Origin of the sequence: Olsenella profusa DSM 13989 (assembly GCF_030811115.1) — a bacterium.
Classification (GTDB): domain Bacteria; phylum Actinomycetota; class Coriobacteriia; order Coriobacteriales; family Atopobiaceae; genus Olsenella_F; species Olsenella_F profusa.
Genome location: NZ_JAUSQK010000001.1, coordinates 854,993 through 880,262, shown reverse-complemented (window position 1 = coordinate 880,262; position 25,270 = coordinate 854,993). Strand labels below are relative to the sequence as shown.

General features: G+C 65.4%; 22 protein-coding genes and 1 tRNA gene. 8 read left to right on the top strand and 15 right to left on the bottom strand.

Translation table 11 applies throughout. The features are described 5' to 3' along the window. Nucleotides 1-229: 229 nt before the first annotated feature. Complete coding sequence (gene prmC, locus J2S71_RS03990) at nucleotides 230-1,792, bottom strand: peptide chain release factor N(5)-glutamine methyltransferase (RefSeq protein WP_307388923.1); 1,563 nt, start codon at nucleotides 1,790-1,792, stop codon at nucleotides 230-232. Nucleotides 1,793-1,977: 185 nt separating this feature from the next. On the opposite strand from prmC, the gene J2S71_RS03985 reads away from it, so the two are divergent. Beyond that, a complete protein-coding gene (locus tag J2S71_RS03985) occupies nucleotides 1,978-3,153 on the top strand; it encodes an ATP-binding protein (protein ID WP_307388921.1) in 1,176 nt (391 codons plus the stop codon). Nucleotides 3,154-3,163: 10 nt separating this feature from the next. Here J2S71_RS03985 and prfA read toward each other — a convergent pair whose 3' ends face one another. Both prfA and J2S71_RS03975 read right to left on the bottom strand, forming a co-directional pair. Continuing rightward, entirely contained in the window at nucleotides 3,164-4,231 is a 1,068-nt protein-coding gene (gene prfA, locus J2S71_RS03980; protein ID WP_307388919.1) for a peptide chain release factor 1, read from the bottom strand. A 145-nt stretch (nucleotides 4,232-4,376) separates the two neighbouring features. Beyond that, the gene (locus tag J2S71_RS03975; RefSeq protein WP_307388917.1) at nucleotides 4,377-5,840 is read right to left on the bottom strand and encodes an NAD(P)/FAD-dependent oxidoreductase; all 1,464 of its coding nucleotides are present in this window, start codon (nucleotides 5,838-5,840) and stop codon (nucleotides 4,377-4,379) included. A gap of 488 nt (nucleotides 5,841-6,328) precedes the next feature. Between J2S71_RS03975 and J2S71_RS03970 the strand changes: the two genes are divergently transcribed. Further along, nucleotides 6,329-7,429 carry an ATP-binding protein gene (locus tag J2S71_RS03970; RefSeq protein ID WP_307388915.1) on the top strand — a complete coding sequence of 367 codons (1,101 nt, stop codon included), beginning with the start codon at nucleotides 6,329-6,331 and terminating at the stop codon, nucleotides 7,427-7,429. 174 nt (nucleotides 7,430-7,603) lie between these two features. On the opposite strand, the gene rpmE is transcribed toward J2S71_RS03970, so the two are convergent. Beyond that, the gene (gene rpmE, locus J2S71_RS03965; protein ID WP_021725671.1) at nucleotides 7,604-8,050 is read right to left on the bottom strand and encodes a 50S ribosomal protein L31; all 447 of its coding nucleotides are present in this window, start codon (nucleotides 8,048-8,050) and stop codon (nucleotides 7,604-7,606) included. Nucleotides 8,051-8,231: 181 nt separating this feature from the next. Between rpmE and J2S71_RS03960 the strand changes: the two genes are divergently transcribed. Beyond that, nucleotides 8,232-9,044 carry a type III pantothenate kinase gene (locus tag J2S71_RS03960; protein ID WP_307392420.1) on the top strand — a complete coding sequence of 271 codons (813 nt, stop codon included), beginning with the start codon at nucleotides 8,232-8,234 and terminating at the stop codon, nucleotides 9,042-9,044. A 224-nt stretch (nucleotides 9,045-9,268) separates the two neighbouring features. Here J2S71_RS03960 and J2S71_RS03955 read toward each other — a convergent pair whose 3' ends face one another. The 4 genes from J2S71_RS03955 to J2S71_RS03940 all read right to left on the bottom strand — a co-directional run bounded on the left by J2S71_RS03955 (nucleotide 9,269) and on the right by J2S71_RS03940 (nucleotide 12,846). Further along, nucleotides 9,269-9,823, bottom strand: a complete 555-nt coding sequence (locus tag J2S71_RS03955) for a hypothetical protein (protein WP_307388913.1) — start codon at nucleotides 9,821-9,823, stop codon at nucleotides 9,269-9,271. Nucleotides 9,824-9,840: 17 nt separating this feature from the next. Next, nucleotides 9,841-11,280, bottom strand: a complete 1,440-nt coding sequence (gene folP, locus J2S71_RS03950; protein ID WP_021725685.1) for a dihydropteroate synthase — start codon at nucleotides 11,278-11,280, stop codon at nucleotides 9,841-9,843. A gap of 156 nt (nucleotides 11,281-11,436) precedes the next feature. Beyond that, entirely contained in the window at nucleotides 11,437-12,006 is a 570-nt protein-coding gene (folE, locus tag J2S71_RS03945; RefSeq protein ID WP_040651341.1) for a GTP cyclohydrolase I FolE, read from the bottom strand. A 96-nt stretch (nucleotides 12,007-12,102) separates the two neighbouring features. Then, nucleotides 12,103-12,846, bottom strand: a complete 744-nt coding sequence (locus tag J2S71_RS03940; RefSeq protein WP_307388910.1) for an NAD-dependent protein deacylase — start codon at nucleotides 12,844-12,846, stop codon at nucleotides 12,103-12,105. A 128-nt stretch (nucleotides 12,847-12,974) separates the two neighbouring features. On the opposite strand from J2S71_RS03940, the gene J2S71_RS03935 reads away from it, so the two are divergent. Both J2S71_RS03935 and J2S71_RS03930 read left to right on the top strand, forming a co-directional pair. Continuing rightward, complete coding sequence (locus J2S71_RS03935; protein ID WP_307388909.1) at nucleotides 12,975-13,961, top strand: patatin-like phospholipase family protein; 987 nt, start codon at nucleotides 12,975-12,977, stop codon at nucleotides 13,959-13,961. A gap of 41 nt (nucleotides 13,962-14,002) precedes the next feature. Beyond that, entirely contained in the window at nucleotides 14,003-14,800 is a 798-nt protein-coding gene (locus J2S71_RS03930) for an exodeoxyribonuclease III (protein ID WP_307388907.1), read from the top strand. Here J2S71_RS03930 and J2S71_RS03925 read toward each other — a convergent pair. Both J2S71_RS03925 and serS read right to left on the bottom strand, forming a co-directional pair. Further along, entirely contained in the window at nucleotides 14,790-15,221 is a 432-nt protein-coding gene (locus J2S71_RS03925; RefSeq protein WP_307388905.1) for a hypothetical protein, read from the bottom strand. The two genes, J2S71_RS03930 and J2S71_RS03925, sit on opposite strands and share 11 nt — an antisense overlap. Nucleotides 15,222-15,343: 122 nt before the next feature. Then, on the bottom strand, nucleotides 15,344-16,630 hold the full coding sequence (serS, locus tag J2S71_RS03920; protein WP_307388903.1) for a serine--tRNA ligase: 1,287 nt from the start codon (nucleotides 16,628-16,630) through the stop codon (nucleotides 15,344-15,346). Between the two features lie 138 nt (nucleotides 16,631-16,768). Between serS and J2S71_RS03915 the strand changes: the two genes are divergently transcribed. Further along, on the top strand, nucleotides 16,769-16,996 hold the full coding sequence (locus tag J2S71_RS03915) for a DUF6724 family protein (protein WP_021725653.1): 228 nt from the start codon (nucleotides 16,769-16,771) through the stop codon (nucleotides 16,994-16,996). A 52-nt stretch (nucleotides 16,997-17,048) separates the two neighbouring features. Here J2S71_RS03915 and J2S71_RS03910 read toward each other — a convergent pair whose 3' ends face one another. Next, nucleotides 17,049-18,329, bottom strand: coding sequence for an ISL3 family transposase (locus tag J2S71_RS03910; protein ID WP_307388900.1), 1,281 nt, complete (start codon nucleotides 18,327-18,329; stop codon nucleotides 17,049-17,051). A 145-nt stretch (nucleotides 18,330-18,474) separates the two neighbouring features. Continuing rightward, nucleotides 18,475-18,561: transfer RNA gene (locus tag J2S71_RS03905), tRNA-Leu, on the bottom strand. 86 nt (nucleotides 18,562-18,647) lie between these two features. Between J2S71_RS03905 and J2S71_RS03900 the strand changes: the two genes are divergently transcribed. Further along, the gene (locus J2S71_RS03900; RefSeq protein WP_307388898.1) at nucleotides 18,648-19,436 is read left to right on the top strand and encodes a DNA/RNA non-specific endonuclease; all 789 of its coding nucleotides are present in this window, start codon (nucleotides 18,648-18,650) and stop codon (nucleotides 19,434-19,436) included. A gap of 135 nt (nucleotides 19,437-19,571) precedes the next feature. On the opposite strand, the gene J2S71_RS03895 is transcribed toward J2S71_RS03900, so the two are convergent. The 3 genes from J2S71_RS03895 to J2S71_RS03885 all read right to left on the bottom strand — a co-directional run bounded on the left by J2S71_RS03895 (nucleotide 19,572) and on the right by J2S71_RS03885 (nucleotide 24,336). Then, nucleotides 19,572-22,337 (bottom strand): FtsX-like permease family protein, encoded by a 2,766-nt coding sequence (locus J2S71_RS03895; RefSeq protein ID WP_307388896.1) that lies wholly within the window; start codon nucleotides 22,335-22,337, stop codon nucleotides 19,572-19,574. Nucleotides 22,338-22,349: 12 nt separating this feature from the next. Continuing rightward, a complete protein-coding gene (locus tag J2S71_RS03890; RefSeq protein WP_021726519.1) occupies nucleotides 22,350-23,063 on the bottom strand; it encodes an ABC transporter ATP-binding protein in 714 nt (237 codons plus the stop codon). Nucleotides 23,064-23,151: 88 nt separating this feature from the next. Continuing rightward, nucleotides 23,152-24,336, bottom strand: coding sequence for a hypothetical protein (locus J2S71_RS03885; protein ID WP_370873202.1), 1,185 nt, complete (start codon nucleotides 24,334-24,336; stop codon nucleotides 23,152-23,154). A gap of 433 nt (nucleotides 24,337-24,769) precedes the next feature. Here J2S71_RS03885 and J2S71_RS03880 point away from each other — a divergent pair, with 433 nt between their 5' ends. Next, nucleotides 24,770-25,141 carry a DNA/RNA non-specific endonuclease gene (locus J2S71_RS03880; RefSeq protein WP_307388895.1) on the top strand — a complete coding sequence of 124 codons (372 nt, stop codon included), beginning with the start codon at nucleotides 24,770-24,772 and terminating at the stop codon, nucleotides 25,139-25,141. The last annotated feature ends 129 nt before the right edge of the window (nucleotides 25,142-25,270 follow it).

Genomic DNA, 25,270 nt, shown 5'->3' with positions numbered 1-25,270 from the left:
CTGTGACAAGTATAGGGCAGGGCACGGCCAGCGCCAGGGCGGGGCCCCACGGCGGCCCCGAACGGTCAGGGCCCGATTCGGCCCGCACCAGTTCGAGTCGTACGCAACTCTTGGCGGGAGACAGAGGAGGGCCGCCGGCATCATCGCAGGTAGATGAGATAGGGCATCTCCATTGCCTACCTGGAAGGCCTAGGATTTTGCATACGACTCAATCTGAAGGCGACGCGCGCTACGCCTGGGCGAGGGCGGAGCGGATCCGTGCCGGGGAGATGGCCCCCTCGCGCAGGATGCGCGGCTCCGCGCCCGTGCAGTCCACGATGGTCGATGCCACGGCAAGGGGGGCAGGGCCCCCGTCGAGCGTGAGGTCGGCCTCCTCCACCAGGCGTCCCTCCACGGTGGCGCCACTCGTCGCCGAGGCCTCGCCATGTGTGTTCGCGCTGGTGACGGCCAGGGGAACCCCCACCTCGCGCGCAAGGGCGCGCACGAGGCTCGAGTCGGGGCAGCGCAGGGCGATGGTCCCCCCACGCGCGTACTCCGCCGGCACGAGCGGACCCGCCCTGACCACGAGCGTAAGCGCCCCCGGCCAGAGCTCCCGTGCCAGCAGCTGGGCCCCTGCGGGCACGTCCGCGCCGTAGAGCATGAGGTCGCTGGGGTCGGCCACCAGCCAGGGCAGCGTCTGGCCGAGGTCGCGCCGCTTGATGGCGAAGACGCGTCCCAGGCCGGGGTTGTGGGGCATGGCCGCGCAGCCTATGCCGTACACGGAGTCCGTGGGCATGACCACCACGCCGCCACCCACCAGCAGCCGCGCGACGTCACGCACGAGGCCGGGGTTGGGCGCGCCCTGGTCGACGGCCATGATCCTGTCGGGCCTCACGAGCGCTCCCCCCTCGGCGAGGCTTCCCTCGCGCACGGCCACGAGCACGCGCGGCCGTCGCGTGAGGTCCTCGCGCACCTCGACCGTCGCCCAGCCACCCTGGGCCCGACAGAGCTCGGCCGCCGTCTCCACGGTGGTCTCGAAGAGCTCGCAGCAGAGCATGCCACCCGGCCGCAGCGTCCGTGGGGCGAGCTCGAGCAGGCGACGGAGCACATCGAGCCCGTCGTCTCCGCCATCAAGCGCCAGTCCGGGCTCATGGCCCACGACCTCATGGGGCAGCGTGGCCACCACGGCGCTGGGGATGTAGGGCGGGTTGGAGACGAGCACGTCAAAGGTGCCCATGAGCTCTGGGCTGACGCCCGACGCCAGGTCGCATTCGACGAGGTCGATGACGCGCGTAAGGCCCAGGGCGTCGCGGTTGCGCTCCGCCAGGCCCACGGCTGCAGGCGAGAGGTCCGTGGCCGTCACGTGCGTGCCCGGACGCTCCGATGCCACAGAGCAGCTGATGCAGCCGGTTCCCACGCCCACCTCGAGCACCTGGGCCGCATGGCCGGCAGCCACCGCGCCATCCACGCCCTCGAGCGCCGCGTCCACGAGCACCTCCGTCTCGGGACGCGGGATGAGCACGCCGCGCTCGCAGCGCAGCACGATGTGGCGGAAGGGCATCTCGCCCGTCACGTATTGCAGCGGCTCGCCCGCGCCGCGCCGCAGCACGGCGTCGTGCATGGCAGACAGCTCCTGCTGGGAAAGGGGCCGGTCGAAGTTGGTGTAGATCTCCACGCGGGAGAGGCCCGTGGCATCGGAGACGAGCCACTCGGCGGAGAGCCGCGGGTGCTCGTCACCATGCCCCTCCAGGTATCCCACGCACCACTCGAGCATGCGCCTCACGGTCCATGTCTCCTGTCGAACCTGGGACACCCTGCCCTCCTCCATTCGCGCACGAGTCCAGTACCTCTCACCTTACTTTGTGATGTGGGACGCCACCTGCCAAAGATTTTGTCATCCTAAAATGCTCTGTTTTTAGCATACACTATGGATCGACCATTTTAGAAGGTAGGTTTGGAGTCCCTATGGGAACGAAGCTCATCGCTCGGCCACATTATATGGAATGGCTGCAGCGCTGGCAGGGCAAGAGGGTCATCAAGGTCGTCACCGGACTGCGACGCAGCGGGAAGTCCTGTGTCTTCGAGCTGTTCCGGGACGTGCTGCGCTCACAGGGGGTCCCAGACTCGAACATCCATGACATCAACTTCGAGAGCCTTGACGAAGAGTATCCCGCCGAGGCGCGAGGGCTGTACCGCTACCTCATGCAGCGCCTTGGTCCCGGCACAAACTATGTCTTCCTGGACGAGGTCCAGCACGTCAGGGACTTCGAACGCGCCGTCGACGGACTCGCGCTTCGCGATGACATCGACCTTTACATCACAGGCTCGAACGCATACCTGCTCTCCGGCGAGCTTGCGACGCTTCTTACGGGTCGCTATGTGGAGTTGCACCTGCTTCCCTTCTCCTTTGCGGAGTTCCTGAGCGCACGGCCCCGTGACTCCAACCCCGAAGTGGAGTTCAATCGGTTTCTCACCTACGGCGGCATGCCCTTCTCCGCACGGCTGGATGACGAGCGCAGCATCCTCGACTACCTGGGAGGCGTATTCAGCACCATTGTCCTCGAAGACGTGGCACGAAGGTACCCCCGCATGGATATGCGCTCCTTCAGGGACACCGCGGCATTTCTGGCCGACAACATCGGCAGCATCACCTCGCGCAAGCGCATTGCCGCGGGACTCGCATCGGCCGGCGCAAAGGCGACAGCCACCACCGTCGGTAGCTACCTGGACATCCTTGTCGAGAACTACCTCCTCTTCAAGGCAGCGCGCTATGACCTGCGGGGACATGAGCATCTGGCCACCCTCGAGAAATACTACCTCGGTGACCTTGGTTTCAGGTTCTGGCTGCTCGGGAAGGCGCAAGGGGACGTGGGGCATCGCATCGAGAACGCCGTCTACCTCGAGCTCCTGCGACGCTACCGTACGGTCTCGATCGGCAAGCTGGGAACCACCGAGGTCGACTTCGTGGCCATGGGCGACTCCGGGCCCGAGTACTTCCAGGTCGCACAGACCGTGCTTCCCGATGCGACGCGAGAGCGCGAGTTCAGACCACTCCGGTCGCTTGCGGACAACTATCCCAAGACCGTCCTCGCCCTTGACCGCGTGGGCACGGGAGACTACGACGGCATACGGCAGGAGAGCATCATCGACTGGATGCTCGGAACGAGCCGATAGGCCGCCCCGCCTATGCCATCCGTGCGAGCTTCTCGGCACGCTCGGCGGCGGCGAGGGCCTCGATGACCTCGGGCAGCCTGTCGCCCAGCAGCACGCCGTCATAGGTGCTGTTGAAGCCGATGCGGTGATCGGTCACGCGATCCTGCGGCTGGTTGTACGTGCGGATCTTCTCGGAGCGGTTGCCATGGCCTATCTGCGAGAGGCGCGCGGCGCCCTGCTCCTCCTGCTGCCGCTCGAGCTCCATCTCGTACAGGCGGGCGCGCAGCATCTCCATGCACACGGCCCGGTTCTGGATCTGCGAGCGCTGGTCCTGCGACTGCACGACGGTGCCCGTGGGCAGGTGTGTGATGCGCACGGCGGAGTACGTGGTGTTGACGCCCTGCCCGCCCGGTCCGGAGGCGCAGTACGTGTCCACGCGCAGGTCCTCCTCCTTGATCTCGATGTCGATGTCCTCGGCCTCGGGCAGCACGGCCACGGTGGCCGTCGAGGTCTGTATGCGCCCCTGGCTCTCGGTCTTGGGCACGCGCTGCACGCGGTGGACGCCGCTCTCGTACTTCATGACGGAATAGACCTTGTCGCCCGTGACCTTGAACTCGATGGTCTTGAAGCCGCCCGCCTCGCTGGGGCTGGACGAGAGCACCTCGATCTTCCAGCCACGTGACTGGGCAAGGCCCTCGTACATCTTGAAGAGGTCGCCCGCAAAGATGCCCGCCTCGTCACCACCCACGCCCGCACGGATCTCCACGATGGTGTTCTTCTCGTCGTTGGGGTCGCCGGGAATGAGCATGACCTTGATCTCGTCCTCGAGGCCGGGCAGCCGCTCCTCGTTCTCGGCGATGTCGGCCTGCAGCATCTCCTTGTCCCCGGCGTCGGAGGTCTCGTGCAGCATCTCCTTTGCCGCCTCGATGTCCTCCTTGGCTTGCAGGTACGCGCGCGCCTTTGCCACCAGCTCCGCCTGGCTGGAGTGCTCCTTGGCGATGCGTGTGTATTCCTTGGGATCCGACATCACGGCCGGGTCCATCATCTTCCGTTCGAGCTCCTCGTAGGCAGCGATGATCTTCTCTAGCTTGTCGCCCATGGCGCATCTTTCCCTCATGCCCCGGCACGGCCCCTCCGGCAGGGCTGTCGGAGGGGCGTCTCATGGTGACGTGGCGGTTTGTTCGGCGTAGTGAGGATACCACCCCACAGCCGCTTCCATTCATTCTGCAGGGCGCGTGGGGACGTCAGCGTGCGGCCAGCTCCTCGCCCATGAGCAGCCCCATCACGGAACTCATCATGAGCCCGCGCGTCCAGCCGCTCGAGTCGCCCAGGCAGTGCAGGTGGGCCACGTTGGTGTCAAAGTGCCCGTCCATGCCCACCCGGTTGCTGTAGAACTTGAGCTCCGGCGCATAGAGCAGGGTCTCGTCGGCGGCAAAGCCCGGCACCACCTGGTCCACGGCCCGTATGAACTCGACGATCTCGATCATCGCACGGTGCGGCATGGCGGAGGTGATGTCGCCCGCCTCGGAATCGGGCAGCGTGGGCACCACGTTGGAGCGACACAGCTCCGCGGGCCAGGTGCGCTTCCCATCCAGGATGTCGCCGAAGCGCTGCACGAGGATGTGCCCGGCGCCAAGCATGTTGCACAGGCGGCCCACATGCTGGGCATAGGCTATCGGTTCGTGGAACGGTTCGCGGAAGTTGAACGAGACCAGCACCGCAAGGTTGGTGTTGTCGCTCTTACGCTCCTTGTAGCTGTGCCCGTTGACCACGGCGAGGCCGCCGTCGTAGTTCTCCTGGCTCACGAAGCCACCGGGGTTCTGGCAGAACGTGCGCACCTTGTTGCGGAAGGGATCGGGATAGCCCACGAGCTTCGACTCGTAGAGCACGTTGTTGACGTCCTCCATGACCTCGTTGCGCACCTCGACGCGCACACCGATGTCGCATGGCCCCGCATGGTGCCCGATGCCATGCTCCAGGCACATCCGATCGAACCAGTCCGCACCACGGCGGCCCGTGGCCACGATGGTCTCGGCGGCGGTGACGCGACAGGTGCGCTCGCCCGGCGCGGCATTGATGGGATGGATGATGGCGCCCGTGCAGCAGCCGTCCCCGACGAGCACCTCGGAGCACTCGTTCCCAAAGAGCAGGGTGACGCCCGCCTCCTCGAGACGATGCTCGATGCGTGCGTAGATCTCCTGGGCCCTCTCCGTCCCCAGATGGCGGATGGGGCAGTCGACGAGCTTGAGGCCCGCCTTGATGGCACGGCGGCGGATCTCGGCCACCTCCTGCGTGTTGCCCACGCCCTCCACGCGTGGGTCCGCACCATACGAGAGGTACATCTGGTCGACGCGACTGATGGTCCCCTGCACACGGTCGGCGCCGATGAGCTCGGGCAGGTCGCCACCCACCTCGTGCGAGAGCGAGAGCTTGCCATCGGAGAAGGCACCCGCACCCGAGAAGCCCGTCGTGATGCGGCAGGGCTCGCAGTGCACGCACTGGCTCGTCCGCTCCTTGGGACAGCTGCGCCGCTCTATGGGAAGCCCCTTCTCGACCATGGTGATGTGCCGCGCGTCGCCGCGCTCGATGAGGCCAAGTGCGCAGAAGATGCCTGCTGGTCCGGCTCCTATGATGAGGATGTCCGTCCTGAGGGTCCCGGGGAGCTCGGGGGCTGCCTCGGGGGCAGCCCTCAGGGGTGTGTCAGGCATCAGAAGTCCTTTCGAGGCGGAGGGCGGGCGGCATGCTCACGTTGGAAGACTACCCCAAGCGCGCGGGGATGAAACGCACGGAGATACCGGCTGACGTGTGGAAGACGGGCGAACCCCTGGGCGCGAGGCGCCATCATGCCTCGCGCCGCACCATGGGGGTGGGGGCCTGGTTCCTACCACGAACATCCACTTGCATTCCTTCGGTGGATGGATGGTTTCGTATGGGGCGTGGCAGGAGCCGCACCCCGGGCTGCACCCAAGCATCTCCGCACAGCCCGATGCCGTGACCGGCGCCTCATGGCCCATGGTTGACATTTGGTAGAATCGGCCTTAAGAATGCCCAGGTCACAGAGGCCGCATCCATCAAGGGGCACCCACAGGCCCCAGCTCCGCCCATGGACATTCCCGTATCACCAGACCTCTTGCCCCACAGGGCAAAAGGGGCAAAAATAGGCAAAGAAGGCAAAAATAGGCAAAGAAGGCAAACGATGACCGAGAGAAACCCCTTCACACCCGCCTTTGGAACGACCCCCGCCATCCTGGCCGGCCGAGACGAGCTGCTCCACGAGATGCGCGAGGCCCTCGTGCAGGGCACGGGCGACCCCAACCTCTCCAGCATCCTCGTCGGCCCGCGTGGCACCGGCAAGACCGTCTGCCTCTCGCGCATAGCGGAGGATGCGGAGGCGTGCGGCTGGATCGCCGTAAGCAGCTCCGCCATCCCCGGGCTGCTCGAGGACCTCTTCGAGCAGACGCTCCGCAAGGCCTCCCACCTCGTAGACCCCCACGGTGGCGTCCGGATCACCAACGTCGGCGTGGGGCCCCTGAGCGCAGGCTGGGAGTATGGTGCCGAGCGGCGGGGCAACTGGCGCACGCGCATGGGCGCCCTGCTCGACCAGCTGGCAGAGCATGGCACCGGGCTGCTCCTCACCGTCGACGAGGTCGATGCGAGCCTCGACGAGCTGATCACCCTCGCCTCGATGTACCAGCACCTCGTCCGGGAGGACAGGAAGGTCGCGCTGGTCATGGCGGGACTCCCGTCCCACGTGGGCGCCCTCCTCTCGAACAGGAGCGTCTCGTTCCTGAGGAGGGCCCAGCGTCACACGCTTGGTAGGGTATCGGATGCGGACGTGGCCGACGCCTTCAGGCGGACCATGGCGCTCACCAGCAAGTCGCTGGACGCCGAGGCGTTGGACGCCTGCACCACGGCGACGGAGGGCTTCCCCTACATGCTGCAACTCGTGGGGTTCAGGAGCTGGCAGGCGGCGCAGGACAAGGAGCGCGTCGGCCCCGACGACGCCCGGGCAGGGGTCGACAACGCGCGGAGGGACTTCGAGGAGCACGTCCTGGCGCCAAGCTACCGTGAGCTCTCGCCCATGGACGTGAGCTTCGTCAATGCCATGCTGCAGGACAAGGTGGAGAGCCGCCTTTCCGACATCGCCCAGCGCATGGGCGTCACGAGCCGCTATGCCTCCACCTATCGCAGCAGGCTCCAGGAGGCGGGGGTGGTGGAGAGCCCCGCCCGCGGTATCGTGCGCTTCTGCCTGCCGGGCTTCCCGGCATATGCCCGGCACAGGGTGGAGCTGGGGTAAGGGGGGACGGACCCGATACGGATCGGGAGGAGCCTGGGCCGTCCCCTCGACATGAGAAGGCGTCAACGAGGACGCCGCCCCATCGCCACACCGACGACATAAGGAACGAAGGAGGCCGACCCACCAGGGGCCGGCCTCCACATACAGCCTGGCATGCCGTATCTCTCGTGCGCGCTACTCGGCCGCGGGAGCCTCCGTGTCGGCAGCGGTCTCGACGGTCTCGGCGGCAGCTTGGGCCTCGGCGGCAGCCTGCTCGGCCTGCTTGACCGCCTTGGCCTCGGACCTCTTGGCGTACTCGGCGGCACGCCGGGCCTTCTCGGCGGCCTTTGCCTCCTTGGCGGCCTTCTTGGCGGCGGCCTCCTCGGCCGCCCTGGCGGCCTTGGCGGCCTTGGCCTCCTCGGCCCTCTTGAGCTGGGCAGCAGCGGCACCACCAAACTTGTCGGAGAAGCGCTGGACGCGGCCGCCGGTGTCAACGAGCTTCTGCTGGCCGGTATAGAAGGGGTGGCACTTGTCGCACAGGTCGACGGTCATCTCGCTCTTGGTGGAGCGGGTCTTCCAGGTGTTTCCGCAGGTGCACCGTACGGTGCACTCAACGTACTCGGGATGTATTCCTTGCTTCATGGTTCAGGGCTCCTTCGTTGGGCCTGGTTTCCGACCAGGCGAGGAATGTCTCGGCCTCCCGAGACGACGAACTGCAGTAGTGTAGCAGAATGCCAGCCACGCGCCTGGTCCTCTGGACCCATAATATGGAGAATGGATGCATCTGATGGCAGGCAGTGCCTACCAGAGAGGGGAGGACGCCGTGCTTCTTTCCGTGGACGTTGGCAACACGCAGACGACGCTGGGACTGTTCGCTGCGGATGGCGCGTGCCGTCGCCAGTGGCGCATGGCCTCGAGGAAGACGGACACGGCCGACGAGCTGCACGAGCGCCTCTTTGGCTACTTTCTGATGCTGGGGCTCGACCTGGGCGACGTCACCGACGTGGCCATCGCCAGCGTGGTGCCCCTGCTCACGCGCGAGTGGACGGACATGATGACGCGCATCCTCAACAAGGGGGACGTGCTGGTGGTGGATGCGACGCGCGATTGCGGCATCGCGATCGCCATGCCCGACCCGCGCCAGGTGGGGGCGGATCGCATCGCCAATGCCGTGGCGGCACGCGCGACGTATGGCTCCCCCGTCATCGTGGTGGACTTTGGCACGGCTACCAACATCGACGTGGTCGATGGGAGGGGCCGCTTTCGTGGTGGCGCCATCATGCCGGGACTCATGCTCTCGGCGGGGGCGCTCTTCTCGCGCGCGGCAAGGCTGTCGAGCGTGAGCCTCGTGGCTCCCGAGCACGCGCTTGGCACCACGACCGAGGAGGCGGTGCAGTCGGGAATCGTCATCGGCGCCGCCGCCCAGGCGGAAGGCCTGGTGGCGCGCATCCGGCACGAGCTGCGCGACGAGGATCCCACCCTGGGGGCGTGCCGTGTGGTGGGCACGGGCGGGCTTGCCGAGGAGATCGCCAAGGCGACGGACCTCTTTGACGCCATCGACCCCGACCTCACGATCCGCGGCATCCGACACATATGGCAGCACCGTGCCACGAAGCGCCAGGGGAGGCGGGGCTAGCTGCCCTCCCCTCTCTCCCTCCGCTCACGCCCCTCCTCCGTTCGTGCGAGGTTTTCTTGCCCAAAACGTCTCGCGTGCGGACTAGAGTCAGCACGCGAGACAGAATCGGCCGAAAAACCTCGCACGATCAACATGAAACCTAGCACGGTCAGCGTGGGACCTACCATGACCGACATAGGACCTCGCACGAACGGAGGAGGGGCGGGAAGCAGCGAGCGAGGCCGCTAGCGGACAGCCCGCAGACGCGCCTGCTCGGGCGCCACCTCCAGCTCGGAGCCATCGGGGCGCCTGATGGCGGCACGCCCCCATGCGTCGATGCCCGCCAGCGTGCCACGGTCGAAGACGCGGCCGTTGGGATGGACGACCTCCACGGGGCGTCCCATGAGGTGCACGAGGTCGAAGTACTCGGACAGGAACGGGGCAAGGGGTCCCGCCTGCGGGCCATGGGCGGCCACGCCCCGCTCCCACACGCCCAGCCGCGCGGCAATCGCCCGGTCGACCCGTCCGAGCAGGGATCGGCTGGGCCGCGGAACATCGCCTGCGGCCGCAAGCGCGAGGCGCACGAACATGCCCCTATCGTCATAGCCGCCCCGCGCCGCGAGCGAGAGCGCGGGCGCACCACCCACCACGACGTCATGCGGCCAGGCGATGCCCACGTCCGTGGCACCCGTCGCCCTCAGGGCATCCACCACGCCCAGGGCGGCGCACCACGGGACGCCCACCAGCAGGGCCATGGGGATCTGGGGGCGTACGACGAGGGTGTGCGGCTGCTCGGGCATGGGCACGTCGCCTACGCCTACTGCCAGTCGAGCACGCCAAGCTCGGCGGTCACATGGCCCACGCGCTCCTCGGGCGCATACACGGGCACGCCCGCATGCATGAGGAAGCGGACGGGGTCGTGCAGGAGGTCCTCCATGGGGACGAGCACATAGTCGCGCTCGCCCAGGTGCGGGTGGGGCAGCGTGAGCTTGCCGCCGGCATGCTCCTCGCCCTCCACGAAGACGAGGTCGCAATCGATGGTGCGCGGGCCATGCCCCGGCTGCTTGGGATCGCGTATGCGCTTGAGCTGATCCTCGACGTTGAGCAGCGCGTCAATGAGCACGACGGGGTGCAGCTCGCTGCGTATCTCGGCCACGGCATTGGCCACGGGCGTCGCGATGCCGTAGGCGGGCTCGGTCTCATAGGCACGACTCACCTGCACGACGCACGTGAGCGGAATCTGGTTGATGAGCTTGACCGCCCGCGTGAGGTTGGCCATGCGGTCGCCGAGGTTCGAGCCGAGCGAGACGAACCCCTGACGCGAGTCGGACTTCGAGACGGCCCAGTAGCCGTTGAGCGCCTGGGCGGTACCAGCCACGTCGTGCACGCGCACGATGCGCGCGCCGTGCTCGATGGCGGAGAGCGCCATGCCGACACTGGCGGCGTCACGCCCATCGGGATCGATCACGCCGGAGACCGAGCCCACGAAGCGCTTGCGCGACACCGCCGTCACCACGGGATAGCCCATGGAGGCAAGCTTGTGCGTGGCGCGCTGGATGACGATGTCCTCGTCGGCGTTCTTGTCGAAGCCCGGGCCCGGGTCGATGCAGATGCGGCCGTGGCTGACGCCCGCACGCATGACCAGGCGCGCCTGGTCACCCAAGAAGCCCATGATCTCGCGCATGAGCGGCGCCTCCTCGGGCAGCGTGAAGCGCCTGGTGCTGGTGGGGATCTGGCGCTGCTGCGGGGGCCTGCCGGGGCGCGCGGAGTCGAGCGTGACGGAACGGCGGCTGCTGACGCCGCTCAGCTTGTTCCAGTGCATGATGATGCAGCCGCATGAGGATTCGGCGGCCACCTGGATCATGGCAGGGTCCGTAAAGCCGGAGACGTCATTGATGATGGAGACACCCAGGCGAACGGCCATCTTGGCAACGGCGGGGTGGCGCGTATCAATCGAGACGATCGCCGACGGCGCCGCCGCGAGGATGCCGCGGATGACGGGAACGACGCGCTCGCCCTCCTCCTCCGCGGCGAGGGGCGTGTGCCCCGGCCTCGTGGACTCGCCACCCACATCGATGATGTCGGCTCCCTCGTCCAGCATCTGGAGTGCCCGGGCGATGGCCTGCGTCGTGTCGAAGTTGTCTCCCCCATCGGAGAAGGAGTCGGGCGTGACGTTAAGGATGCCCATGACGCGCGGACGCGTGAGCGACAGCTCGTGCCTGCCACAGCGCCAAGTTGAGTAGTCCTCTCGTAGCATGCGCTCGTACCTCCCAGAAGCGGGCCGTCCTTGGCCATATGCCCTCTGATTGTAGTCCCCCGCTCGCCACGGGGGCAAGGGAGCTGCCAAAGTAGCGCAGCCGCTATGCTGCGAGGATACGAAGCGCCCGTGCCGAGCCACCACCCCCCTACCGCGTCAGCGGCTCCCCCGCATGATGAGGCTCATGGCCTCGTCACGCGTGGCACCATGGTGCTCGAAGGCGCCGCGCACGGCAGAGGTGGTGGTCTTGGAGCCAGGCTTGCGCACACCGCGCATGGTCATGCAGAGGTGCTCGGCCTCCATCACCACGAGCACGCCCAGCGCATCGACCCCCTCCATGATGGCGTCCGCCACCTGGCGCGTGAGCTGCTCTTGGATCTGGGGGCGCTTGGCGTACACATCGACCACGCGGGCAAGCTTGGAGATGCCACAGACGCGGCCGTCCCTGCCCGGCAGATAGGCCACGTGCGCCATGCCAAAGAAGGGCAGCAGGTGATGCTCGCACAGGGAATAGAACGGGATGTCGCGCACGATGACCATCTCGTGGCAATGGGCGTCAAAGGACTTCTCGAAGAGGGGGGCGGGATCCTGATGGAGGCCCGCACAGCTCTCCTCGAGGGCGCGCGCCACCCGGGCGGGCGTCTCGAGCAGGCCCTCGCGCTCGGGATCCTCGCCCATGCCCTCCAGCATGAGGCGCACGCCCCGCTCGATCCTCGCACGATCCATGTGAGCCCGTTCCGTCATGCTGACCCTCTCCCGCCGCGATGGCATGGACGACCGTTCGCATCCCGCTGCGAGATTGTACCGCCACGCGAGGCCCCGCTACCAATCAAACGCCCTGGCGATGTCGCAGGCGCACACGAGGTCGGCCCGGGCGTCCTCGGGCGTGGGCTCCTGGTTGCAGATGACGAGGTCGTTCCCCGAGAAGTAGCTCACAAGCCCGGCGGCCGGATAGACCACCAGCGAGGTGCCGCCTATGACGAGCAGGTCCGCCTCGCTCAAGGCCGTCACGGCAGCCACGAGGTTGCGCTCGTCCAGCGCCTCCTCGTAGAGCACCACGTCGGGCTTGATTGGGCCCCCGCACGCCTCGCAGCGCGGCACCCCCGTGGTGGCAAGCACCCACTCCTGCGAATACATGCGCCCACAGCGCTGGCAGACGTTACGGTGCGTGGAGCCATGAAGCTCGATGACGTTCCTGGAGCCCGCCGCCTGGTGCAGGCCGTCGATGTTCTGCGTGATGATGGCCCTGAGCCTGCCCTCCCGCTCGAGGTCGGCAAGCTTCCTGTGCACCTGGTTGGGCCTGGCGTCGGGGGCGCACATCATGGTGCGGTAGAAGTCGAAGAACTCCTCCGGGTGCTCGACGTACAGGTGGTGGCTCAGCAGCTCCTCGGGCGAGTACGCGCTGGAGAAGTGCTGGTGGTAGAGGCCTCCCGGACTGCGAAAGTCGGGAATGCCGCTTGCCGTGGAGACGCCTGCCCCGCCAAAGAACACCATGTCGTGCGCCTTGTCCACATGCTCCCTGAGCGCGCGGGCCGCCTCATGTGGGTCTGTGATCGTCTGAGCCATATCGCCCTCCCCCTGACGCCATGGGCCCATGGTAGCGCCTCGCCCTTTTAGGTTTCGTTGTCCTTTGTCAGGTGGTGCACGATGGCGCCCAAAAGGGGAAGACTGGGAAAAACGACCAAGGATAGGCTATGGACACTCTCACCAACAACATCCTCGATTGTGCGCTGGTCTTTGAGGGCGGCGGCTACCGCGCGGCCTACACGGCAGGCATTGCGCGCGTGCTTTTGGAACAGCAGATGTACTTTGACTTTGTGTGTGGCCTCTCCGCCGGCGCAAGCCATACGGTCGACTATGTCTCGCGCGACCTGCATCGCACGCGGTGGGCCTTCATGGGGCACAAGCCCACAGGCGTGCAGATTGGTGGCATACCCTCCCTGGTACGGGGCATGGGCTACTTCAATGCCGACTATCTCTATGCGGGCTGCGTGGAGGATGGGTACCTGCCCTTCGACTGGGACACGTTCCAGGCCAACCCGACGCGCATTCGCATCCAGGCCTTCGAGCGCGACAGCGGCCGCACACTGACGTTTGGCAAGGAGGACATGCCCGACGTCATCACCACCATCAACCTGGTGCGTGCCAGCTCGACGCTCCCCGGCATGATGAAGCCCCTGCCCATGGATGGCCGCGTGCTGCTGGATGGCGGACTGGGCCACGGCGCCGGCATCCCCCTGCACATGGCCGAGGAGGCGGGCTACCACAAGTTCTTCTTCGTGGCGACGCGCCCCAAGGGCTATCGCAAGATGCCGCCCTCCAAACGCGACCGCATGCTGTATGGCGTGATCGCGCGGGATCATCCCTATCTGCGCCATGCCCTGCTCACCCGCTGGGAGCGCTACAACGACGAACTGGGGCGCATGGAGCGTCTGGCTCGTGAGGGACGCTGTCTCGTCGTGTACCCCGACGAGATGCCCGTCCAGAACAGCACGCTCGACACCACACGCCTTGAGGCGGCCTATGACATGGGCCACGCCCAGGGGATGCGCGACCTGCCCCAGTGGCGTGAGTTCCTGTTTGGCGCACCCGACGCCGGCCCGCACCCCGATCCTGCGGACATACGCGAGCGCATCCGCCGGGCGGACGGCAATGACGACTATATTGTTCTGGAGCCATAGGCCCACCGCCCCTGCCACCCGCCAACCAACAAGGAGACGCCTTGCCCACCACCACCAGCGACGCCACAGGACGCGAGCTCACGCTCGTCTCGTGGAACGTGAACGGCCTGCGCGCCGTCATAAGGAAGGATCCCGGCTTTGCCGAGGTGTTCTCCTCGTGCGACGCCGATGTCTTTGCCATCCAGGAGACGAAGCTCCAGGAGGGCCAGATCGAGCTGGACATCCCGGATTACACACAGACGTGGAACTATGCCAAGCGCAAGGGCTATTCGGGCACCGCGGTCTTCAGCCGGGAGGAGCCTCTCTCCGTCATACGACGAATCGGCTCGCCCGTTGCGGATGACGAGGGGCGCGTGTGCGCGCTGGAGTTTCCCACCTACTGGTTCGTGGACGTCTATACGCCCAACTCCAAGGACGGGCTCGCCCGCCTGGACGAGCGCATGACGTGGGACGAGCGCTACCGCGCCTTCCTGTCTGGCCTTGCCGAGGACAAGCCCGTCATCACCTGTGGGGACTTCAATGTGGCCCATGAGGAGATCGACCTCAAGAACCCCGCCACCAACCATCAGAACGCAGGCTTCTCGGACGAGGAGCGCTCGAGCTTCGGCAGGCTGCTGGATGCGGGCTTCACCGACAGCTTCCGCAGGCTCTACCCCGACCGTACGGATGCCTACAGCTGGTGGAGCTATCGCATGCGCGCCCGTGAGCGAAACGTGGGGTGGCGCATCGACTACTTTCTGGTGAGCGACGACGCGGCCAACCGCATCGAGGGCGCGTCCATCCTCTCGGACGTGTATGGCAGCGACCACTGCCCCATCGAGCTGCGGATCAGGCTATAGGACGGTGCAGGGCACGCGACGGTACCGTGCCACAAGGTCGCCCATACCCGCTAGGCGATGACGAAAGATCTGCCGTCCGCTTGAGAGGGGGCGTACCGTCGGCCACTGGTGGCCTGAAGACGACGTCCTTGCTTCCCAGCCCGCTGTAGGTATAGGGGATGCCCAGCGCATCGAGGGCGTCCTCCACATCTATGAGCGCACCTCCATGCTCGAGAAAGCCTGACAGGGCATCTCGCGCACCCGCCACATCCCAGCCACGTATATCCAGGCGCTGGGTATAGAGCGTCTCCCCATAGACCAGACGCGTGGTGGGACCAGAGCTCACCTGCTCGATGCGTACGCCGTCCCCATGGGTTCCCACGCGTACCACACGATGCTCGTCGGCATCAGACTCTTCCCATATGACCTCTGACTCTTCCATGGCCATGGGCTCCTCTCATCGGCTTTTCTTGAAAGTAGAACAACTGTTCCTATTTGTCAACTACCTTTCGGGAGGGGAGGGAACCCCTTCCCCCTGGCGCCCCGCAGGGCGGGGACCCGCGGTCAGTGCTCCGGCCGTATGACCTCAAGGCCGCGCATGTAGGGACGCAGGGCCTTGGGCACCGTGATGGAGCCGTCGGCGTTCTGATAGTTCTCCATGATGGCGGCCATCGTGCGGCCCACGGCCAGGCCGGAGCCATTGAGCGTGTGCACCAGGCGTGTGCCCTTGAACTCCTTGGGATCCCGGTAGCGGATGTTGGCGCGACGGGCCTGGAAGTCCCAGCAGTTGGAGCAGGAGGAGATCTCCTTGTAGGCATCATAGCTGGGCAGCCAGACCTCGAGGTCGTAGCACTTGGTGGCGGAGAAGCCAAGGTCGCCCGTGCAGAGCGTGACCACGCGGTAGGGCAGGCCCAGAAGCTGCAGGCAGCTCTCGGCCTCGACCACCATGGACTCGAGCTGGTCCATGGAGTCCTCGGGCCTGGCGAACTTGACCATCTCGACCTTGTCGAACTCATGCACGCGAATGATGCCACGGGTGTCGCGGCCGGCGGAGCCCGCCTCCTCGCGGAAGCACGGCGTGAAGGCCGTGTACCACAGGGGCAGCGAGGCGCCGTCGAGCACCTCGTCCCGATGGATGTTGGTGAGCATGACCTCGGCCGTGGGGATGAGGTACATGCCACCGTTCACGTGGAAGAGATCCTCGTCGAACTTGGGCAGCTGACCCGTGCCAAAGAGTGAGTCGTGGTTGGTGATGACGGGTGGCCACCACTCCTTGAAGCCGGCCTGCACGTGCTGGTCGACGAAGAAGTTGATGAGGGCGCGCTCCATGAGGGCGCCCGTGCCTCCCAGCAGGTAGAAGCGGGTGCCGGCGAGCTTGACGCCGCGATCGAAGTCGATCATGCCACAGGAGGGACCGAGGTCCCAGTGGGCCTTGGGCTCGAAGGCGAACCGTGTCGGCTCGCCCCAGCGGCGCACCTCGGGGTTATCGGAGTCGTCCCTGCCGTAGGGCACGGACTCGTGGGGGATGTTGGGGATGGCGGCAAGCAGGTCAAAGAGCTCCCCCTCGGTCTGGTCGCGCCTGTCGTTGAGCTTTGCGATGCGTCTCTTGTTAGCCGCGACCTCGGCCTTTGCGGCCTCGGCCTCGTCCCGTCTGCCCTCGCGCATGAGCTGGCCGATGAGCTTGGACGCGGCATTGCGATCGGCCTGCAGCCGCTCGACCTCCGTGATGGTGGAACGACGCTCCTCGTCGAGCTCGAAGAAGCGTTCGCGATCCCAGTGGGCATTCTGGCGAGACGCGCAGGACGTGTCCACGATGTCGGGATTCTCTCGAACGAACTTGATGTCGAGCATGACGGTCCTCTCGGTTGTCGCTACGTCTCGATGGGCGGCGCGGCATGGCTGCGCCCGGCGCACACCTGATGCCCAAGTATATACTTGTGATGAGGCCATACGGCCGATGCATGGCTTCCCTCATGGAAGGAGCGCGCGATGGAGCAGGTGTCACGGTTCTTTGATTGGCTCTTTGGCACGCGACCCGGCGTGCTGACCCTCGTGGGCGGCGGCATCGTGCTGTTCTTCATCATCTCGCTGGTGCTGGAACGTCGCACGCATCGCCTGTACAAGAACCACGAGAGGTCCGAGGACGATTGGGATCTCTTTGATGACGAGGATGACTCCGAAAGCGGTTGGTCGGCCTTCGATGACGACAACGTGTAGCAACGTCGTCCGTCCCCAGAGGCGTCCACGAAAAAGGGGTTCTTTACGGTTTCTAGTGGGTAGCGGTCGAGACGGCCAGCTGGGCCGAGAAGTCCAGGCGACCGAGCCTGAGGAATATCATCGTCTCGAAGTACCCGGTGTTCCTGAAGCCCCTCGCGGCCCTCTTGATGGACTGGACGATTGAGTTGAGCCCCTCCAGGATCGCGTTCGTCGAGCCCCTCCGCCACCAGTCGGGGATGCCCTCCCGCTCCTTGCGGAGCGTCCCCGCGACCACCTTCATCTCCGGGACGTTCGAGTGCATCATCCAGGAGCAGAGCCGGTCGAGCGCCCGCGCCGCGGACTCGCGGCCGGGGAGCCCGTAGACGTCGCGCATCGCCTCGGCCATCTGGCATGCCCTCGCGGTCCTCGGGCGCGGGCGCGCCGGGTCGAGCCCGGCCCTCTTCGCGAGCTGCCTCCCCGTGAGGTTGGACTCGCGCTTGAGCCAGACGTACTTCGTGCCGGCGAGCATGGCCCTCTTCTCCTCGGACTCGCGCCTCTCGCGGCACCTCACCCGGTCCGTGGCCCTCGAGAAGAGCTGCATCACGCGGGAGCGGTCGACGGTCTGGGCCGCCTGGGGCATCTCGGACGCGACGCCGAGCGAGTACGCCTCGGCCATGTCCCTGGTGACCTCGAGCACGCGGGAGCGGTCGCCGCCGCGCTCCTCCAGCTGGTCGCAGAGCCTGCCGACCGACCCCCTGTCCCTGCCCTCGGTGACGGCGACGACCCGCCGGGCGTCGAGGTCCACCATGGTGCTTATGTAGCTCTGGCCGCGCCCCCTCGCGGTGTCGTCGATGCCGACGCGCTCGACGGCGGAGTAGTCGGCCGACCCCCTCGCCTCGGCGACGGCACGGCGCAGGAGCGCCCAGACGCGGGCGTCGCCCTCCCGCACCCGCGACGCGATGGCCGCCACGGTCATCCCGGACAGGGCCATGACCAGCACCTGCACCTCGAAGAGGGCCGTGAAGTGCGAGTTCGGCCGGACCTCCCAGGGCATGCGCACGGTGCGGACGCCGTGCTCCGGGCAGTCCGCCCTGGGCACGGCGCAGTGCACGACCGTCTCGTACTGCCAGATGTCGAGGTGGCGCCAGGTGCGCTCCCGGGTGTCGTAGGTGCCGCACCTCCGCCCGCACTCGGGGCGCCCCACGGCCTGGCCGCGGACGTGCTCGACGCGGACGTGCAGCTCGTCCGGGGCCCCGCCGCGCTCCTCGAACCAGACCTCCGAGGCCCTCCACTCCGGCCCCAGCCCCATCGATCTCTCGAAGAGCTGCGCCAGCATGCCGGCCTGCGCGTCCATGCACGGCTCCGATCGCCGCGTCCACCAGTCGCAGGAATCATACCGCCTGCCGGGAGGGAGGCGCGGTGGGAGCCCGTGTGCTACCCACCAGAAGTTTTGAAGAGCCGAAAAAGGGAGCTCCCGCGGGAGCTCCCTCTCTGTGAACTGGTGCGGGCGAAAGGACTTGAACCTTCATGAGATTGCTCTCATACGGACCTGAACCGCACGCGTCTGCCAATTCCGCCACGCCCGCGTAGGCCAGTATCGTACCCCAAGTCCCGTGCTACGGCAACGGTCATTTCATGTCGCTATAATCGTGTCTCACGAGGGGGCGTGGGCATGGGCGTGGTGGTCTCGCTTATAGTGCTGGCGGCGGTCCTGGTCGCAGGCCGTCTTCGGCACGGCCTGCGCGGGACCCTCGTCATCACGCTGTCGCTGGCCCTGATGGCGGGGATGCTGCCGGGATGCGTGCCGCCCATACCGGGACAGCCCTCGGCCTCCTACCGGGATGGCTCCCCCGCCTGGACCGCATGGTCGGAGCAGGACGCCCCCAACTACGTGCGGCTCGTGGGGAAGGCGCACATAGATGCCCCGCTCTCCCCGGGCCAGGTGACGTACGCGCCGCTCGATGCGCAGGGTCGTGCGGGCACCGTGAGGGCATGCATCACCAGCGGCCTCATGCGCGCGGGCGAGGGCCGCGAGCGGGAGGCGGCACCCGACCCCGCGGGCTGGCCCAGGAACTCGAGGGCGACCATCGTGCTGCCCGACGGCAGGGTCTCCCGCGACTGGTTCTGGAACCGCTGCCACCTGCTGGCCAAGTCGCTTGGCGGCGAGGAGCGCAGGGAGAACCTGGTGACGGGGACGCGCATGCTCAACGTGGGGGCGAGCGACGGCCAGGGCGGCATGGACGTCTTCGAGGCCGCCATCAGGGGCTGGCTCGCGGCCTACCCCGACGTGACCGTGCAGTACGTCGCCACGCCGGCCTACGAGGGCGCCGAGCCCATCCCGCGCTCGGTGCTCGTGGACGTGCTCTCGTCGGACGGCCGCCTCGACGAGCGCCTCGAGGTCTACAACGCCGCCAAGGGCTACGCGATCGACTATGCGAGCGGCACCTACGCACCGACGTAGGAGCCGCGGATGGCGCCGCCTCGCACCGTGCCAGGCCACTGGGTCGTTTGCGTCCTTGGCCTTGGCATAGCGTGTGTCATAGTTGAGACGCTATCTTGATACGTGGGTGCGAGCCATGCCGCCCCAACCGTCTCGCTACTCGACGACCTTGAGCGCCAGCGACAGCGGCACCTTCTTGATGTGACGCATGTGCAGTAGCGCCACCACGAGGTAGGTGATGAGCGCTATGACAAGGTCGATGACAACAATTTGCAGGGTCAACGTATAGACGTAGTTGCCGTTTTGCGCAGCCAGCATGAACCTATACACCACGCCGATGAGCTCCCTGAGGATGGGCACGCTCACGAACAGCGAAATGACTACGCCCACCGTGATGGAGCGCAGGTAGAGCATGTCTATCTCACTATTCTTGTAGCCAAAGACCTTCATGTAGGCGATGGAGCGTGCGCTTCTGTCGATGAGCGTCTTGGTGAGCAGGTAGATGACGATGATGAAGATGGGAATCGAGAGCCATGTGATGACGTTCATGATGTCGCCATAGCTGTCTTCAAGCTGGTCGGCAATCTTGTCGGCGTCTGCCGGGGTGTAGTCGGACACAAGGTAGCGCCGGTTGAGGTCGAGCGCCTCGTTGGAGAAGTATCCGTTGAAGTAGCCCTCGTCATTGCCGAACATCTGGTTGAACGTATCGATGCTCATGTACACATTGGTCGAGGCCGCAAGCGCAGTCGCCCCGTCAATCGTGATGTCGTAGGCGTCACCCGTCGTGCGGTCGGTAAACGTGGCGGGCTCGCCGAGCGTGATGCCGCACTTCTCAAGCAGCCCGGGATCTGCCACGATGCGTCCACCGCTCACGTCGATGTCTGGGTAATATGCGGAGCCCTCCTGGATGCCGTATATGGTGACCGTCTCGTTGCTGTCATCGAGCGCACGGCCGCACTCGAGCCGAGTAACGGCGAAGGGCTCTGCCTGGTCGATCGTGGCCTGGCTCATCTGGGCGGGGTTCACGGCGATGTCGAAGTTGTCCACCTTCGAGACGTCAACGATGAGGTTGCCAAAGTCCTTGCGTTCGTCGTCGGTGAGGGGGGCGATCTGTTTGCTCAACTCACGCGCGTGCTCGAGCAAGGTTGTGAGCTGACCGTCAGTGGCATCGGAGAGGTGCACGCCTTGTCTGGCCATGACCGCGACAAACAGCTTGTGGAAGTTGGTGTCGGCAAGGTCGGTGAAGTCATCCACGCCATAGGCTCGCATGAGCATCCTAAGCTCGTCGGAATCGTCCACGTCGGCCTTCGTGAGGTTGCTCATGAGGGCAAGTGCGCCAATGGCGTCCTTATCAAAGTCGCGGAAGCTCGAGCCTGCAGCCCGCAGGTCATTGGCCACATCCTCGATGAGGTCAAGGTCGATGCCGGCGTACTTCTCATTGGTGGTGATCTCCTCAATGGCGGCCCATGCGGCTCGCTCGTCGGCAGTGCCATCAATCCGCAGCTCGTCCTTGAGCGTATAGACGTGCTCCGCCGGGATGCCGCGCTTCAGCTCGACCGCATAGCTGCGAACCGACGGCATGACGGAGAGCGAGAAGAGCAGCAGCGTGTTGGCAACGAGGATGCCAATGAACAGTATGACGAAGCTCGAGGTGTTACGCAGGAAGACGCGCAGGCGAAAGCGCTGCACGTAGCTCATACCCTCGGGCAGCGACGACTCCTTCTTCGCCCCCCTGCTGCCCCGTACCTCGCCGCGCAAAAATTGCAGCGGCGTAAGGCGCAGCTTGAGTAAAAGGCCAGCGAGAAGGATTACGAACAGTAGCACAAGCGGCACAAGAACCGTCTTGAGGTAGATGTCAGGATGGAAGCCGCGCACGTAGGGAGGCAGGCTGTACGTGTTGTAATACGACTGTCGGATAGTGTCCTCCACCAGGATGGCGTACCCGAGGCCCAGCAGGCAGCCCACCGCGCCCACGATCATCGGCAGCGTGAGGTAGTGCCTGACCAGCTCGCCCTTTGTGTAGCCCATCGAGAGCAGCGTGCCGATAGCACTGCTCTCCTGCTCGATGGTGGCATTGGTGAGCAGCACAAAGATGAAGGAGAGGACGATCGTGAGGATGATCGTGAGGGTCAGGGCCGTGTTGAGGTCACCCTCGTTGTCGCCCGTGGCATAGCTGATGCCCTGGTTGTACTCATGGTCGATCATGTCGCTCACCGAGACGCCATGGTCGATGAGCACGTCGACCATGCGCTTCTCAAGGCTGACGCGATCGGCTAGGGACAGGTCGCGGTCACCAAAGGAGAACGAGTACGTGAAGGTCTGGTCACCCTTGGCCAGCGCGTCACGCGCCCCCGACGTGACTTGGCCCACACCAAACGTGAGGGCGTCATACACAGTATCGCTATTGTTCTCGAAAAGCGTGACGTAGTCGGGGAGAGACACGATGCCGCAGATTGTGAACGTCTTACCGTCGAACTCCACGGTGTCGCCCAAGGACAGCTTGTTGTTCTGCATGAACACACGGTCGAGCGCCACTTCGCCGTCTGCCTCGGGCGCACGGCCATCGGTATAGCTCACCTCATCGAAGCCCTCGCGGTCACCATAGAGGCGAACCGTCGTGTCGTCGATGGTGCGCCCGGGGATGGTAAGGCTGGCATCATAGCTGAAGTTCTCGTGCACCGTGCAGCCCAGCGCCTCGACGTCCTTGATGGCATCTGCCTTAGCCTCGAAGTCGGTCATGAAGCGACCGTCCTCGACGCTGTACTTCTCACGCATGCCGCTCATCATGTCGATGTTGTTTTGCGCCGCCTGCATGTAGCCGTTGCCGAGCCCTACGGCCATCATCAGCAGAATCAACAGCCCAATATAGCGCCCGAGGTTATGTCTGATCGAGCGCGGGTAACGCTTCCCAAGAGGAGACATCTGCATGCCCCCTTACCAAGTCAGCTCGGACGCGGGCATGGGGGTGGGGTTGGCCTCGTCCTCGACGAGGAGGCCATCGCGCAGGCGCAGGATGTGATGGCTCATCCTGCAGATGGCATCGTTGTGCGTAACGATGACCATCGTGGTGCCAAACTCCTGGTTAACGCGCTCCATGAGCTCCAGGATCTCCTTGGACGTCTTGTAGTCGAGCGCACCCGTAGGCTCGTCGCACAGCAACAGGCCGGGCGCCTTCACGAGGGCGCGACCGATGGCACAGCGCTGCTGCTGGCCACCCGAAACCTGGTTGGGAAACTTGTTACGATGCTCCCAGAGGCCAAGTGAGTGCAGCAGGTCGTCCACAGACAGTGATTCTTTGGAGAGATACTCGCAAACCTCGATGTTCTCGCGTACCGTGAGGTCGGGCACGAGGTTGTAGAACTGGAATATGAAGCCAAGCTCGCGTCTGCGGTACTCCACAAGCTCCTTGCCGGCAATCTTGGTGATGTCGGTATCGCCCACGATGATGCTACCGGCATCTGCGGGCTCAAGGCCGCCCACGACGTCCAAGAACGTCGACTTGCCCGAGCCTGAAGGGCCGAGGAGGACACAAATCTCGCCCTTGGTGATGGTGCAGTCGATGCCTCTCAGCACCTCGACGCGCGCCTCTCCCTCGCCATAGTGCTTCTCGACACCCTTGACGACGAGGTATGCCTCATCTTCTGCCATGCTGCCTTCCCTTCTTCCCGTACGGACGCCAATGGGTGCCGGGTCACTGCCTGAAGTTTGGATGATCTAACTCCTATCAAAGATAATACTAGCTGTTGCTACCTGTTTGTATGCATCCTTTTTCGCGAGTGGTCTGTCGTGTCTGGCGGGGCATGTCACTGCCAGCGTTGTACTCGGCGTGCGCCACCGAGGTAAGCAGCATAATTCGGTTGAGCTGGTTGATCTCGCTGGCACCTGGGTCATAGTCAATCGTCATCATGTTGAGCCCGGGGTATCTACGACGCATCTCCTTGATGATCGCCTTGCCCGCGATGTGGTTGGGCAGACACGAGAACGGTTGCAAGCACAGGACGTTGATGCAGCCATGTTCGACCAGTTCGGTAACCTCGCCTGCAAGCAACCAGCCCATGCCGCAGGTATTGTGTCCCGAAATCACTCGTGTCCCCCGCTCGCGCAAGGCGCAGAGGTCGAACGGCGCATCAAAACGAGACGAACGCTCAAGCGCACGGGTGAGTACGGCACGCATGCTCTCGAGGGTCTTGATCGCAGCTGCCACGCGTGCTGAGGTGCCGTCGGCTTCGGTTGCGTCTGACCCTTGCGTACCTGCACGGTCGCCACTCATCTCAAAGAGCAGATAGTTCATCAGGCTTCCCACCACCGCCTCACAGCCCTGTGTCTCAATGATGGCTACGATGTCATTGTTGCCGTCGGGATCGTACTTCGTATGTATCTCGCCCACCACGCCCACACGCGGGCGACTCCCGTCGTCTACTAGGGTAAGTGTGTCGAAGTCTGCCACAATGGCCGCGACATCATGGGCGAAGCTTGCGAAAGTGTAGCCTGCCAACGCCTCCTTGCACCGATCCATCCACAGCCGGAAGAGCGCATCGGCGGATCCCGGAACCTGCTCGTAGGGACGCGTGCGGTGCAGACATAGCATGAGGGCGTCACCAATGATGCAGGCGCGAGCCATGTCGACGAACGTCTTCATAGACGATCGGAAGCCAGGGTGACGACCATCAAACGAAAGCAGCGATGACGAGATGATGGGCGCCTTCGCAAAACCCGCGTCACGCAGGGCCCGACTGATGGCTGAGAGGTAGTTGCTCGCACGACAACCGTCTCCGGGATTGGTCATCATGATGGCCAGGTGGTGCGGGTCATACCTGCCCGAGAGCACCGCCTCCATGACCTGCCCCACAATGTGAATTGCGGGATAGCACATGTCGTTGTTGGCGTATCTGAGCCCCAGTTCAACGGTGCGTTCGCTCACCGCAGGCAACACCTCGAAGTTGTAGCCGCCATCTTGTATGGCCCGCTCGAATAGCTCGAAGTGAATAGGGGCCATCTGCCCACAGAGAATCGTGTAACCCTCACGTCGCATCTCACTCGTGAAGGGGGCAAACTCATACACCGTGGAGCGAGGGTGCGCCACATGGCCCGCCACAGCGCGGTCGCGCAGGGCGGCGATCAGTGAGCATACGCGGATGCGCGCAGCACCTAGCTATTGCGCGCCAACAGGTTGTTGACACCCCGCGTGTGACAAAGGAGGAGGGCTCCACCAAACTGTGAGTTGACTGGACTTGCGGCGAGAGGAGCCCCCATGTACCAGTATCCTAACGCGAGGCTGACCCCGAGGGTCCGGCGCAGGCCCGTCGGGCACGTGGCGTCCGGCGGGCTGGCCCAGGAACTCGAGGGCGACCATCGTGCTGCCCGACGGCAGGGTCTCCCGCGACTGGTTCTGGAACCGCTGCCACCTGCTGGCCAAGTCGCTTGGCGGCGAGGAGCGCAGGGAGAACCTGGTGACGGGGACGCGCATGCTCAACGTGGGGGCGAGCGACGGCCAGGGCGGCATGGACGTCTTCGAGGCCGCCATCAGGGGCTGGCTCGCGGCCTACCCCGACGTGACCGTGCAGTACGTCGCCACGCCGGCCTACGAGGGCGCCGAGCCCATCCCGCGCTCGGTGCTCGTGGACGTGCTCTCGTCGGACGGCCGCCTCGACGAGCGCCTCGAGGTCTACAACGCCGCCAAGGGCTACGCTATCGACTACCGGGACGGAACCTACGCGCCCACGTAGCCCCGCCCCTCCGGCCCCGCCTCCCCGAGTCGTTCGCGATCCCGTGGCGTGCCCTCCCGAGTCGTATGCAATCCCTCGGACCGGCCTCCCGGGTCGTTCGCAATCGCGGACGACCCGGCGTTCCGCGAG